The sequence below is a fragment of the Coriobacterium glomerans PW2 genome, assembly GCF_000195315.1.
Lineage (GTDB): Bacteria > Actinomycetota > Coriobacteriia > Coriobacteriales > Coriobacteriaceae > Coriobacterium > Coriobacterium glomerans.
Map to the genome: position 1 here is coordinate 2,050,917 of NC_015389.1, position 13,208 is coordinate 2,064,124.

10 protein-coding genes are annotated in these 13,208 nt (G+C 55.8%); 2 read left to right on the forward strand and 8 right to left on the reverse strand.

Features of this window, described 5'->3' with window-relative positions:
* Positions 1-67 precede the first annotated feature (67 nt).
* The 8 genes from CORGL_RS08950 to CORGL_RS08985 form a co-directional block, all read right to left on the reverse strand.
* Complete coding sequence (locus CORGL_RS08950; RefSeq protein ID WP_013709589.1) at positions 68-799, reverse strand: amino acid ABC transporter ATP-binding protein; 732 nt, start codon at positions 797-799, stop codon at positions 68-70.
* A gap of 357 nt (positions 800-1,156) precedes the next feature.
* Positions 1,157-1,600, reverse strand: a complete 444-nt coding sequence (locus CORGL_RS08955; protein ID WP_013709590.1) for a GatB/YqeY domain-containing protein — start codon at positions 1,598-1,600, stop codon at positions 1,157-1,159.
* Positions 1,601-1,631: 31 nt separating this feature from the next.
* The gene (locus CORGL_RS08960; RefSeq protein WP_013709591.1) at positions 1,632-2,846 is read right to left on the reverse strand and encodes a peptidylprolyl isomerase; all 1,215 of its coding nucleotides are present in this window, start codon (positions 2,844-2,846) and stop codon (positions 1,632-1,634) included.
* Positions 2,847-2,985: 139 nt separating this feature from the next.
* Positions 2,986-3,741, reverse strand: coding sequence for a phosphoribosylglycinamide formyltransferase (gene purN, locus CORGL_RS08965; RefSeq protein ID WP_013709592.1), 756 nt, complete (start codon positions 3,739-3,741; stop codon positions 2,986-2,988).
* Positions 3,738-4,853, reverse strand: a complete 1,116-nt coding sequence (purM, locus tag CORGL_RS08970; RefSeq protein WP_013709593.1) for a phosphoribosylformylglycinamidine cyclo-ligase — start codon at positions 4,851-4,853, stop codon at positions 3,738-3,740. Before purM ends, purN begins: the two co-directional genes overlap by 4 nt.
* 95 nt (positions 4,854-4,948) lie before the next feature.
* Positions 4,949-6,613 (reverse strand): amidophosphoribosyltransferase, encoded by a 1,665-nt coding sequence (locus tag CORGL_RS08975; protein ID WP_013709594.1) that lies wholly within the window; start codon positions 6,611-6,613, stop codon positions 4,949-4,951.
* A gap of 164 nt (positions 6,614-6,777) precedes the next feature.
* Positions 6,778-9,099 (reverse strand): glycoside hydrolase family 3 C-terminal domain-containing protein, encoded by a 2,322-nt coding sequence (locus tag CORGL_RS08980; RefSeq protein ID WP_013709595.1) that lies wholly within the window; start codon positions 9,097-9,099, stop codon positions 6,778-6,780.
* On the reverse strand, positions 9,092-10,417 hold the full coding sequence (locus tag CORGL_RS08985) for a PTS sugar transporter subunit IIC (protein WP_013709596.1): 1,326 nt from the start codon (positions 10,415-10,417) through the stop codon (positions 9,092-9,094). Before CORGL_RS08985 ends, CORGL_RS08980 begins: the two co-directional genes overlap by 8 nt.
* 277 nt (positions 10,418-10,694) lie before the next feature.
* Here CORGL_RS08985 and CORGL_RS08990 point away from each other — a divergent pair, with 277 nt between their 5' ends.
* Both CORGL_RS08990 and CORGL_RS08995 read left to right on the forward strand, forming a co-directional pair.
* Positions 10,695-11,828: an ROK family transcriptional regulator gene (locus tag CORGL_RS08990; protein ID WP_013709597.1), complete on the forward strand. Its 1,134-nt coding sequence runs from the start codon at positions 10,695-10,697 to the stop codon at positions 11,826-11,828.
* Between the two features lies 1 nt (position 11,829).
* Positions 11,830-13,164, forward strand: a complete 1,335-nt coding sequence (locus CORGL_RS08995; protein ID WP_172633564.1) for an alpha-L-fucosidase — start codon at positions 11,830-11,832, stop codon at positions 13,162-13,164.
* Positions 13,165-13,208 lie beyond the last annotated feature (44 nt).

Consider the following 13,208-nt stretch of genomic DNA (forward strand, 5'->3'; position numbering starts at 1 on the left):
CAGCTCGGAGAAGTCCGAGAACGGACATGATCCGAGGTATGCGGCGCACATGCGCCGAAAGACCATATCAGTGCAGTATCTTGGCCAGAAACTCCCTGCACCGGGGGTTCTGGGGATTGGTGAAGAAGTGCTCGGGTGTTCCGGTTTCCAGAATCTGACCGTCATCCATGAAGATGACCTGGTCAGCGACCTGTCGAGCGAAGTTCATCTCGTGGGTCACGCAGACCATCGTGATGTTCTCATGCGCGAGCTCGATCATGACATCGAGCACCTCCTGAATCATCTCCGGATCGAGCGCGGAGGTCGGCTCGTCGAACAGGATGATCGGCTGCCTCGTGCACAGGGCGCGAGCAATCGCGACACGCTGTTGCTGACCCCCTGAGAGGTTCTGGGGGTACTCTCCGGCCTTCTGTGCCAAGCCGACGCGCCTGAGACTCTCCATCGCGATCTCGTTCGCCTCTTTTTTGCTCTTCTTCTGTAGCTTGATGGGTGCCAGAGTCAGGTTTCCGAGCACAGTCATATTCGGATAGAGATTGAATTGCTGAAACACCATAGAGGAGTATTTCCGAGTCATCTGAAGGTGATTCTTTTTGGTGATCAGCTGACCGGCTATCTTCACGGTACCGCTCGTCGGCTCCTCCAAGAAGTTCACGCATCGGATGAGGGTCGACTTGCCTGAACCGGATGGCCCGATGACGACGACCTTCTCCCCTTCATCGACGCGCAAATTCACGTCTTTGAGAACATGCAGGTCGCCAAAATACTTGTTGAGCCCTTCAAGCTCGATCATCACAGGCATGAGCGCTCCTCTCGCGATCGACTATGAACTCGCCCAAGATATTCTGGTGTGATGCGAACACACGCCCTTGACGCCTCTGCGCTTCCTCACAAGGGTCTCCGGCAGATCCCATGTCTGCCTCCAGTGCGACCGATCGTGATCGACCGGAGTGCCCTACCGGGCATCTTGAACATTTCTTCGAGGCGACCCCGGGCAAGGTCATGATTTGGTCAGTATACCCCGCGGGTCGATGGGTAAGCACTTTACCATGCGGAGGCTATTGCGCGCAAGTCCAGCGAAACGAAGTGCCGTCTCGGCAACAAGTTGGCAACATGGGCGCAGCACGTCTCGCAAAACGTCCCCATGAGCATCTGGCGATCAGGAAAGTCGCGATGAAATCTGTTTTGCTGCTTGGGCCTTGTCAAAGTCGCCGCCGGTCCGCTCGGCGAGCGCACCCATCACGCGCCCGGTGTCTCTGCGCGTCCGCGCACCGATCTCATTGATTGTCTGATCGACGAGAGCGCGCAGTTTCTCGCCCGAAACCTGTTCGGGGAGAAGCGATTCAAGAATCGAGACCTGCTCGGCGAGTCGAGCGGTGCGCTCTTCATCGTTGCCGGCTCTCTTGGACATCTCGAGGGTCTCCCCGGTCTGCTTGATGAGCCGCTTGATCATGTTTGAGACATCCTGCTCGGTGATATCGCGTCTCTCGTTCACCTCGATGTTTCTCAGCTCGCCCATTACCTGTCGAACGATGGACAGGCGCGTCTTGTCCTTCGACTTCATCGCGGCGATCATCTCGTTGTGCAGCTCGGTGCCTGTCATGTGCGACTCCATTCATGCGCTCGCCTCTCGATCAGCTCGCGCTTCCGTTGTCGTTGGTTTTCTTCACGCCGTCCAGTGACACGTTGTAGGGTACATTGGAGGGCATATCGTTGATCTTGATATCTGCCTTGTCCACAAGATCGTCCTCCCAAGCCGTATACGCCTTGCTGGAGCTGTCCTTCTTGATGGTGTCGCTGATCTTTTCCTTCATGTTCTTCGGAATCTGATCGATCGAGTTCACGGTGCCGTCCACATGGAAGTAGCCGGTGCATCGGATGATATGGTATCCGTAGGTCGATTTCACCAAACCGCTCACCTGATCCGCAGCGAGATTGTTGAGAGCGTCTTGGTACTCCTTGACAAAGGTCGTGAGCTTGTCCCAGCCCACATCGCCCTTGTCCTTCTTGGAGCCATCATCTTCTGAGTACTTCTCTGCGGCGTCCTCGAATGTGAGCTCACCGGAGTTGATCTTGTCAAGCACCCCTTGCGCCTTTTCCTTTACCTTTGCATCCGACTGCTCATCGGCACCGGATTCGATCTTGAACAGGATGTTCGAGGAGCGGCGCGCATCGTTGTACTTTGAGATATCCTTGTTCACGTAATCGATGATATCCTGATCGCTCGGATCCTTCTCTGGTGCGACCTCCTCCTTGAGCTTCTTCTGCATGAGGCTGTTTCTGATCGAGCTCTTATAAGACGCCTCGGTCATGCCCATCTTCTTGATCTGATCGATGAAGGCCTGCTCGGAGTCGTATTTTTTTACCTGATCCTTCCAGTCATCATTCAACTCATCATCCGAAACGGTAATGTCATGCTTCTTCTCGGCATCCTCGATCAGATACTGCTTCGCGAGACTCTTGATCTTTGTCTTGCGCAGCTCCTCGGGGGTCTGATTGCTGTCTACGAGGTACTTTGCCCATTTTTCGTCGGTATCGTATTTGCCGCCCTCTTTCGTCTGCATGATCTGCTCTGTGATCGAATCCTCTTTGATGTTGACCCCGTTCACCGTTGCGGCGACGCCACCGGTCAGCTCATAGGACTTCTTCGTCTTGGCCTGATTCATGATGCCGGCGCATGCCATCGTGGTGACCGACAGCAGCATGGCGAAGACACCGATGGCGACGAGGACGATCTTGACGATTCTGCCGACCTTCTCGCGATGCCCGTCCCTGACGCCGGGCTTGACGAATGCGCGAAAGGTCGCTGACTTCTCATGCCGCTGGCGAGCTTTTCTTTTCGTTACCATGAACAAGTCCTTCGTCTGCTCGAGTTCGCATTGCGATCACCTTGCACTGCGAGCTATTGTCGCACATCGCCTGAGCATGAACTCTGATTTGAAGTAGATACCCAAAACACCAGAAGACCGACTCGCGCGCGAGCCATGCTCATCGAGGATCGATCGCCACCGTGAGATCGCCGCGCACATGAACCCTTCCCTCGGCGAGAAGCTGCACCGTATCCGGATAGAGACGGTGCTCGACCTCGTGGATCGCGGCCTCGAACGCCTCGAGATCCATGTCCTGGCGGATCCGCACGGGCTCTTGGGCGATGATGGGACCCTGATCGTAGTCCGCGTTCGCAAAATGGACGGTCACACCGCTCACCTTGACACCGCGTGCGTAGGCCTCCGCGATAGCATGAGCCCCCGGAAAGCTCGGCAGCAGCGCCGGATGTATGTTCACGATGCGATTGGGCCACAGTGCGAGCAGGGGCTCGTGAACCCGACGCATGTAGCCGGCCATGATGATGTACTCCGCCTCGAGCCTGCGCATCTCGGTTGCGATCACCTCATCGGCATCCCACGGATCGGCATCGTAGATCTCCTTGGACAGGGCGAGGGTCTGGATACCCGAGCGTGCCGCACGCTTGAGTCCGCCCGCATCGCCTCTGCTCGAGACCACGAGCACGATCCGGGCGTTGAGATCCCCTCGATCGATCCGGTCGATGAGCGCCTGCAGGTTCGTGCCCGACCCCGAGATGAGCACCCCGATCTTCAGAGGATCGCTCACGGGCGTGCCCGTGGGCCGCGAGAAGGGTGCCGAGCGGCGCTCCAATTCGATCATATCATCCTCGAGAGCGGCGGCATCCACGTCGCCTCCGGGCTCGACTCGGGTGAAGATCCCCGCGGGGGCGTCGCTCATCTGTACACCACCTGCGCTCTCTCACCGGGATGACCCTCGATGACGCGCCCCATGGGAAACGGCTTGATGCCGCGCTCTTGAAACGCGGACGTGATCTTTGCCTCATCGTCGGAGTCGCACACGACGCTCATGCCGACCCCCATGTTGAATGTCTGATATGCCTCGTCGGGAGTGAGCGCGGCAGCTTGGATGATGCAGCCGATGACGGCCGGTACCTCCCAAGCCGGGTTGTTCGGCGCGGCACCGCGCATGACCTCGGCGCAAAGCCCGTTCGGGATCGCTCGAGCGAGATTCTCCGTGATGCCGCCGCCGGTGATGTGGGCCATCGCATGTATAGGCGAGCCATCGGCCAAGACCTCTGTAATCGCGCGCGCGTAGATCGCAGTCGGAGCCATTACCGCGTCGGCCATGCTCTGGCCGCCGAGATCGGCGCGAGGCCGCATCAACTCGGCAGCCTTGGCAGATGCCTCGGGCGTACCAGGCTCGATGCCGACGGTGCCCAAAACGCGTCGTACCAGCGAATAACCATTCGAGTGGATACCCGAGCTCGGCAGACCGAGTATGACATCCCCCGCGTGCACGCGATGCGAACCGAGCATTTTGGGCCGGTCGACCGCACCGACGCAGAAACCGGCGAGATCGTAGTCGTCCGGTCTCATGACACCGGGATGCTCGGCCATCTCGCCGCCGATGAGTGCGCAGCCCGCCATGCGACAACCGCGCGCGATACCCGAGATGACCCGGGCGGCTTGAGTCGCGTCGAGTTTTCCGGTGGCGAGATAATCAAGAAAGAACAACGGCTCGGCACCGGAGGGCACGATGTCGTCGACGCACATGGCGACGAGATCTTGACCGACGCTGTCATGCCGACCGAGCAGCTGGGCCAAGGCGAGCTTCGTGCCGACACCGTCGGTACCGGACACGAGCACGGGATCCTCCATCCGCTTCAACGCCTCGGCTGAGAACAGGCAGCCGAAGCCCCCCAGACCACCGATCACCTCGGGGCGCGCGGTGCTGGCCGCGCACGCCCGGATAGCCTCGACCGCCCGGGCGCCCTCGACCACATCCACACCAGCTTGGGCGTAGGTAACGTGCTCAGTGCTCTCGCTCATCTGTGATCCTCTCAATCGAAGTGCGTCCATCAACTATATAGGTCGCGCGCCCGACGGTCGCGCGCCTCATGGCTCGGCCGCGTGGACTGTCTCTATCAGCGATCCGCCTCGATCTCCGTGACGCTGCGCTCGGGTGCCTCTGCGACCCGCCCGGGAGAGATCGGCGCAAAACCCTCGAGAAACTTCTCGCGACCGAAGTCATCCGGAATCGAAACGGGATAGCGCCCGGTGAAGCACGCGGCGCAATGGCCTGCCCCCGGCACGCTCGCGATGAGGCCCTCGATCGAGAGGAACGCCAGAGTATCGGCACCGATGAAATCACAGACCTCTGCTGCGGACCTGGTCGCCGAGATAAGCTGATCCTGCGTGTCGGTATCGATGCCGTAGAAGCACGGCCAGACGACCTCCGGACAGTTCACGCGCACATGGATCTCCCGCGCGCCGGCACCGCGCAGCATCCGCACGATCTGTCGCATCGTCGTGCCGCGCACGATCGAATCGTCGACGAGCACGAGGCGTCGGCCGGCCACGTTGTCGCGCAGCGGGTTGAGCTTCATGCGCACGCCCATCGCGCGAAGCTCCTGCGCAGGCTCGATGAACGTCCGGGCGATATAGCGGTTCTTGATGAGGCCCTCACCGAACGGGATGCCGCTCTCGTGCGCGAAGCCCTCGGCCGGAGGCAGACCGGAATCGGGAACGCCGATCACCATGTCCGCAGCGGCTGGAGCCTCCCGCGCGAGGCGCCTGCCCATATCATAGCGGCACGCGTACACCGACTTGCCATCCATGATCGAATCGGGTCGTGCGAAGTACACCTGCTCGAAGATGCACGCCGCCGGCTCAGCGGGAGCGACGCCCCGCTCGGACACGATGCCTTCCGCCGAGATGCGCACGATCTCGCCGGGACGGATATCGCGCACGTACTCGGCGCCGACGATATCGAGGGCGCAGGTCTCCGAAGCCACGACCCAGCCATCTGGGCTCTCCTCCGCCGGGACCGAGACACCGCGATCGCCGACATGGTCCCTCTGCTTGGCCGGCAGCATGGAGACGTCTGCGTCGTCGAAACCAGGATTTGGCAGGCGCCCCAGCACGAGGGGCCGGATGCCGTTGGGATCGCGAAAGGCGTAGAGCGCCTGCTCGTTGATGAGGGTCATCGCATAGCCGCCGCGAATGATCTCCATCGTCTTGCGAATGCCCTCGCGCAGATGGCTCGTGCGCTGAGTGAAGTAGCCGATGAGCTGGGCTGCGACCTCGGAATCCGAATTCGACAGGAACGACGCGCCGAGATCGGCGAGCTGATCGCGCAGATCGTCGGTGTTGACGAGGGTGCCGTTGTGAGCCAGGGCGATGATCACATCGCCGATGGATGAAAGATGCGGCTGCGCGGCCTCCCAGCTCTTCGCACCGGCTGTGCCGTAGCGCACATGGCCGACGGCGAGCTGGCCGGGCAACGAGGAGAGATCCGCTTCCGAGAAGACCTGGCCCACGAGACCGAGATCCTTGCGCACCATGACCGTGGCACCGTCGCCGACGGCTATGCCGGCGGACTCCTGACCGCGGTGCTGAAGCGCGCGCAAACCGAAATACGTGAGACGCGCCACGTCGCGTCTCGGGGCCCATACGCCGAATACGCCGCATTCCTCATGGAGGGCATCAGACTCCGGATTTACCCGTGCCTCGGGCACTCGCACAAGCGATGCAGACGGGACGAATCGCGAGGCGCGCGCCCCGGCCGCGATGAGGGTCTGGTGGGACATAACATCCTCTCATGGGCGTGGTATGGCCGCGCCGAGCGGCGCGATCAACCTATTATGGCATTGCAGCAGATGCATGCAACGCCCATCACCGATATCACAGCCCGACCGTGACGCTCAACAGCTGTGACCCCGCGGTCCCGGCGTGCACAACGAAGGGGCTCCGTTTATGCATCGGTCATGCGAGAGGCAGTTCCTTCGGACAGATCAATTAATGTCTCGAGCTCATTGACCCGAATTCTTGCGCGCGAAGCCGTAGCTAGGTTACGGCGCGCATCCATGTAAGAAAATGCGGAACGATCAAAACGAATGATGACCGATTGCACCTCGCCGGGATTCAGTTTGACAGACTCGAATCCCTGGAGCATCTCACGTTGTAGAACGCCCCCACCTATTAGTTCGACATAGGCCAAAATCGTTTCTATAGCACCTCTATCACCAAGGTTTCGTACCTGGACACGTATTTCTACATTATCTTCTGAAATATGAGCTATCAGATCATGATACGATATATTGGTGTAACTCAGTCCGAAGCCAAAGGGATGAAGCGGACTCCCTGGTTCATCGAGATAATCCGCATTTCCAAACGACCTGCGTTGATGATGATATACGGGCAACTGAGAAGCGTTCCGAGGATATGAGATACTGAGCTTTCCGCTTGGATTGTCCGCGCCGGTAAGCACGCGCGCTACTGCAGCCCCACCACTCTGTCCGGGATACCAGGCGATGAGCACGGCATCGGAAAGTTGCTCAAGTTCTTGGATATCATAGGGTCTGCCCTGTACGAGCACGCTAACCATCGGTTTTCCGAGCTTCGCAACCTCTCGTGCCATCTGCATCTGACACCCCCCGAGCGACAATGATGCAACGTCCACGTTCTCACCCGAGTCCATGTTTGCTCCGCGTGATGAAACTGCTCCATTTCTGAGAAACTCCATGTTGAAGTTACGCTCGCTTGACCCTCCTAGACAAAGCACGACCGCATCGCTCGCTTGAGCACAAGCAAGCGCATCGTCCAGAGCTTCGTCCTGACCATCTATCTGTCTGATTTCGCAGCCCTTCGCATACGTGAAAGTTGCAGAGGGAGAGATCTTACGTAATTCATGAAGTATTGTCGCGGCAAGAGAATCATCATCTTGGGGGGCAGTGTAATCTCCAAGCATGCTGTATACGGAATCAGCATTCGGCCCTAACACTGCAATTGATTTACCAGACTCATCAAATGGCAACGTTCCGTTGTTTTTGACGAGCACCATCGTTCTTCGAGCTGTCTCGAAGTTGAGCTCGCGTGATCGTTTGAGTACGCGCTCATACTCTTCACCCGGATCAGTCAGCGGCGGACGATCGAACAGTCCGAGTAAAAATTTGATTGAAAGTACCCGAGCGACCGCACGATTCAGATCGAGCTCCGAGGTGAGGTTTTGCTTGATGGCAGAATCGACATGCAAGAATGCATCATCCCATAGACTCATATCGACGCCAGCCGTCAATGCCGCTGCAGCGGCTGCCGATATTGTGGGATAAGGTCCGAATAGACGATCGAGGGCGATACCATCTGCCATGACGATCCCTTGGAAGCCTACATTCGTGCGAAGCACATCGGTGAGCAACGCGGTGTTGCTATGACAAGGGACTCCATCGATATCATTGTAGGCCGCCATGATTCCCACAGCTTCGCGTCCAGCGCGCATCAGCGGCATGTACACATCGTTGAATTCGCGATCGCCGATCACCACCGTGCCCGAATTGTGTCCTCCCTGCGCATCTCCTTGCGCTATGCAGTGCTTGAGAACGGCACCGACCGGTCTCTCTTGTGGCTCTCTGGTGTGAACGGGCCGGTCAAGAAAACTCGACCCGTGTCTTATGAGCCTGCCTTGAAAACCCTCCACTATCGCTTCGCTGTATTTTGCCGATAGATATGGCTCTTCACCAAAGCATTCCTCCGTCCTGCCCCATCTTGGATCGCGAGCCAAATCAAGTGTTGACACGAGCGCAAGATCGACGCCCATGCAAGAGAGCTCGCGGCCCATTAGATGGGCACCCTCTCTGATCAGATCCGTATTAAACATGCAACCTCGTCCGATATTTGTCGGATATGAAATGCCGTCAAGACCCTGATGTCCGTGTGGACACTCCTCGACGATAAGCGCTGGAATACCCCACCTCGAGTGGCTTTTGACGTAGTCTTGAATGAGATTTGTGATTCTCCAGCCATCTCGACCGCGAACACCATTTGTGAAATCAATCTTGGACCACGGATCAGCTCGAAATGCTCCATAGAGCGCGCCCAATCCCTTGGACCACTCGACATGTCGTTTAAACATGTCGGTAAGATACCAAGAACCTGTCTGTGACTGACTCACGCACTGCCAACCATACAGGTGCTGATTTATCTGACCGATTTTCTCCTCGAGACTCATCCGGCCAAGCAGATCCTCGACGCGAGCCCGTATCGTGAGCGATGAATCTGTGTAGGGGAAATCAGACATTCGCTTCAACCTTCATAGTTCGGTTAGACGCTATGACAAAAGGCAGGAACAAAACGATATCCAAGCCGATCAGCAAAACCGTGAGAATCGTTGCCGGTATGTCGCCTGAAGACGCAATATAGGTCTGTAAAACGGGTGGAGTTACCCACGGAGCGCTCACGGAGATTCTTCCGATAATGCCCACCGCCGTGCACGCGTAGGCGATAATGAGATTGATGGATGGGATTATCGCACATGGAATCATGAAAACGGGGTTTAACACAACTGGAAGACCGAACATCACGGGTTCGGTAATATTAAACAGAGTAGTGGTCACACCGAGTTTGGCAATCTTTCGATAATCGGGACGTCGCGAACTGATAAACAGTGCGATCGTCAGCGGTAGAATGCAACCCCCGCCACCGATAAGCCCGAAAGCATTGGTAAAATTCTCGGTGATGATATTTGGAATTGGTGCTCCATGCTGAAGCGCAAGCATGTTCTCTTGAAGCGCCTCGAGCATGGGAGCTTGGCGAATCGGTGCAAGGATGCTTGAGCCATGCATTCCGAACACCCAAAGCGTGTCGGAGACGAATTGCAGGCCAAGCATGCCGCCGACAGATAGCACGAGACCCTTGAGCGGTAATTGAATCGCTAACTCGATGAGCTGAGGGACGCTATATCCCGTAAAGGTGTCGAGCGCATACACGAGAATGCCAAACAGAAGAACGACGAGCATTTCCGGAATCAGCGAGTTGAATGATTTTGCGACCGCCGGCGGCACACCATCAGGCATTTTTATCTTAAAACAATTGACGCGAGCCAACCGGCAGAAAAGCTCGGTGCTGATGAGTCCGCAGATCATTGCTGTCGCTACACCCGAAGATGAGGTGAGGGCCGTGGAGTACACCCCTGTTGCTGTTGCCGTCGTTCCATCGGTAAGGGTTACCAGAGTTTCAAGGGGCATCACTATGAACATGGCTCCGACTGCGAGTACGCCGGAGTGCAATTCGCTGAACGCTGGATCGTTGATGAAGCCTCGACGGATATATTCTTTCGCAAGATTCGAACCAATTTGATAGGCGACAATGATCGCCATGATGTTCATGGTTCCATTCGTGATGATAATCGCCAAACGAGATAAATAGCCCAGATCAACTATGTGTGCGATCGACTCGTTCGTGAACACGAGGGCATTTAGCAATGTCATCAACGACGCCGCCATGATAAGAGGCATCGTTTCGATAAAACTGTCTCGAATAGCAACAAGATGACGCTGGCTGCTCACCTTTGCCATGATAGGCATGAGTTTGTCTGCGAATCTATCGATAACGTTCATCCGTCCCCCTTCAGATTCATTACATCTTTTTCAAAGTGATTTAAAAAGCTCATTTAATTTAGCATTTTTATGGAATACGTATATACCGATTCCATCAACGGTTGGAAGATCAGCTTAAACGGCAACGCATAATCCCTCATTGGCTTGAGCAGATCGGACTAATTGCATCACTTGGGCGATGTCCGCCCTTTACGGTAGAATCATTGTAATTTAAACTTGTTTAAAAAGTTTCCCGTTTGAAGAATGAAGCGTTCTCAAACAGAAGGCAGGTAAGCCTATGCCAGATACGCGAGACCAGAGATCTCGCCAGTCAAAATCTCACGGTTCCCTTTTTCGTCTCATTGCCGCAAGCCCTTCACCCATGACGATGAAACAGCTCTCGATGAGTTTGGGGGTCAGCCTTCCTACGGTTTATCAAAATGTCAGCGAACTGATCGAGAGGGGTCTCGTTCGTTCTTGCGGTGAGCAAAGCTCGTCCGGAGGAAGAAGACCAAATAGTGTCGGCATCAACGCCGGCGCACGCATATCTTTAGGGATATCGCTTGCGGGCGATAGCATCAGTTCAGTCGCTGTCGACCTTCAAGGTCACACCATCTACTCGAGTTGCATAGCTAGGGAGCTTCCACGATCCGCAGATGCGTTGGCCGACCTTCTACAAGAAGAAACCGAAAGATTTCTCAAGGCCACGAGCTTCTCACGTGGACTGCTGCTCGGAGTAATGATCGCGATTCCCGGCTTCATAGACCGCGAAAGCGATACCATCTTCAATTCTCCCCTTGCAGGGCTCTCGGATATCCCGATCACCCTGCTCACCGATGGTCTTCCTGTACCCGCATACGCCGAGGCCGCCGCAGTCTGCGGCGGCTGCGCCGAGTACCATACGAGACCTTCCGACTGCAATATGGCGTATCTGTCAATTGAGCACGAAGTCAGTGGTTCCGTTTTTCTAGACGGAAGACCCTATATAGGCAACAACAACAGAAGCGCTGAGTTCGGCCACATCTGCGTTGAGGAAAACGGTAAGACCTGCGCCTGCGGAAATCGCGGATGCCTTGAGACGTATTGCTCCGCTACTAGAATCGAGCGGGACAGCGGGTTGTCACTCGACCAATTTTTTGATGCTCTTGGACGAAGAAGCGCCGAGGAACGTGAGATCTGGAATGATTACGTCGAGCATTTAGCACGCGGTATCGCGACGATCATCACCTGCTTCGACTGCGAAGTGGTGATCGGGGGTCGAATCTGTCAGTTTCTCGGCCCGCATTTCGATAACATCTTGCTTCATATAGGTGAACGCAAACTATTCAACTCGCATGATTATCCATCGGTGATACTGAGTAAACACGCACAGTACGGGATCCCACTGGGAGCTGCGCTCATGCTCATTGAGGATTTCATCAGCCATGCATAGCATGGAGGTACAGAATATGGAAGCTGCGGACACTTCACAAAGACTCGATATCGTCAAACATGGCTCTGGTTTGCAGGAGACGTATGACGGTGTATCCGATGTCGTGCTCAGGAAAATCGAAGCGTTTCGCGATCTCAAAATCGGCGTCATCTTCCATTGGGGGCTCTATTCCTTAGCTGGAATAGTCGAATCGTGGCAGCTCTCCGAAGAAGATACGTGGGCGCGCAAAAAACCATGGCGCGATGACCTCTCTACACTTCGTCGGGACTATTGGGGCCTTGCAGACAAGTTCAATCCGACACGATTCCATCCCGATGAGTGGGCTCGCATCTGCAATGAGGCCGGCATCAGATACATGCTGTTCACGACGAAGCATCACGACGGCTTCAACATGTTCGGAACCGACGCTTCAGCATTCTCCGTTCTGAACACCCCTTTTAAACGCGATGTGTTCAGTGCTGTTTCCGAAGCGTTTCAGCGAGCTCATATCCTGACAGGAGCATATTATTCAAAGCCTGACTGGCACTCTCCCTTTTACTGGGAACATGGATCTAAGCCTCGGGGACGCTACGCTTCCTACGATCCTTTGCAAAAACCTGAGAAATGGCGAGCGTTCAACAAGTTCGTCAAACGACAACTCGTGGAGATCTGCAGCAAGTATGGACCGCAGGAGATCCTATGGCTTGACGGCGGATGGGTTAATAGGGATAACAACGAAATACTGGACATGGACGATATCGTAGCCGCGCTTCGGACGGTACGAGCTGACCTCATCGTGGTTGATCGCACGTTAGGCGGCAAATATGAGAACTATGTCACACCTGAACGCATGATTCCATCCATCACTCCGATCAAAGCTTGGGAGAGCGGCATTCCGCTCGCAAAAAACTGGGGTTATGTTCCTCGAGACTCGTATAAACCATTTGAAGAGATTCTTGACGATCTCATTTGTATCGTTTCCAAAGGAGGGAATGCTCTTTTCGGTATCGGGCCAAAGCCAAACGGAGAGCTTCCCTATGAAGCGCTCGACATCCTAGCTCGGCTGGGATCCTGGCTTTCTAACTACGGGGAAGGTATCTATAAGACGAGACCGCTTGTGTTACCAGATGGGTTTCCCCCTGATGTTTATGGAACGCGTCGCGATCACACCTGCTATCTATTCGCACGAACGCACGGGAAAGACCGTACGTTTGATCTGTCGCCTCTTCTCGATGACTTTGATACTCCCGAACTGCTCAATCAATCAGGTTGCTTACATTTTTTGAGCAGAGGATCTACGATTACCGTTCGAGAAATCCGAGAGCGCTATGCTGTCATACGTCTTGAGAAACGATGATACGCTCTTGTATTACGATAGCTCTATGTCGCGTCAGGCACTCG

Excerpts from the sequence above, each read along its gene's own strand:
- CORGL_RS08950 (WP_013709589.1), bottom strand. The coding sequence starts at position 799 with ATGCCTGTGATGATCGAGCTTGAAGGGCTCAACAAGTATTTTGGCGAC.
- CORGL_RS08955 (WP_013709590.1), bottom strand. The coding sequence starts at position 1,600 with ATGACAGGCACCGAGCTGCACAACGAGATGATCGCCGCGATGAAGTCG.
- CORGL_RS08960 (WP_013709591.1), bottom strand. The coding sequence starts at position 2,846 with ATGGTAACGAAAAGAAAAGCTCGCCAGCGGCATGAGAAGTCAGCGACC.
- purN (WP_013709592.1), bottom strand. The coding sequence starts at position 3,741 with ATGAGCGACGCCCCCGCGGGGATCTTCACCCGAGTCGAGCCCGGAGGC.
- purM (WP_013709593.1), bottom strand. The coding sequence starts at position 4,853 with ATGAGCGAGAGCACTGAGCACGTTACCTACGCCCAAGCTGGTGTGGAT.
- CORGL_RS08975 (WP_013709594.1), bottom strand. The coding sequence starts at position 6,613 with ATGTCCCACCAGACCCTCATCGCGGCCGGGGCGCGCGCCTCGCGATTC.
- CORGL_RS08980 (WP_013709595.1), bottom strand. The coding sequence starts at position 9,099 with ATGTCTGATTTCCCCTACACAGATTCATCGCTCACGATACGGGCTCGC.
- CORGL_RS08985 (WP_013709596.1), bottom strand. The coding sequence starts at position 10,417 with ATGAACGTTATCGATAGATTCGCAGACAAACTCATGCCTATCATGGCA.
- CORGL_RS08990 (WP_013709597.1), top strand. The coding sequence starts at position 10,695 with ATGCCAGATACGCGAGACCAGAGATCTCGCCAGTCAAAATCTCACGGT.
- CORGL_RS08995 (WP_172633564.1), top strand. The coding sequence starts at position 11,830 with ATGGAGGTACAGAATATGGAAGCTGCGGACACTTCACAAAGACTCGAT.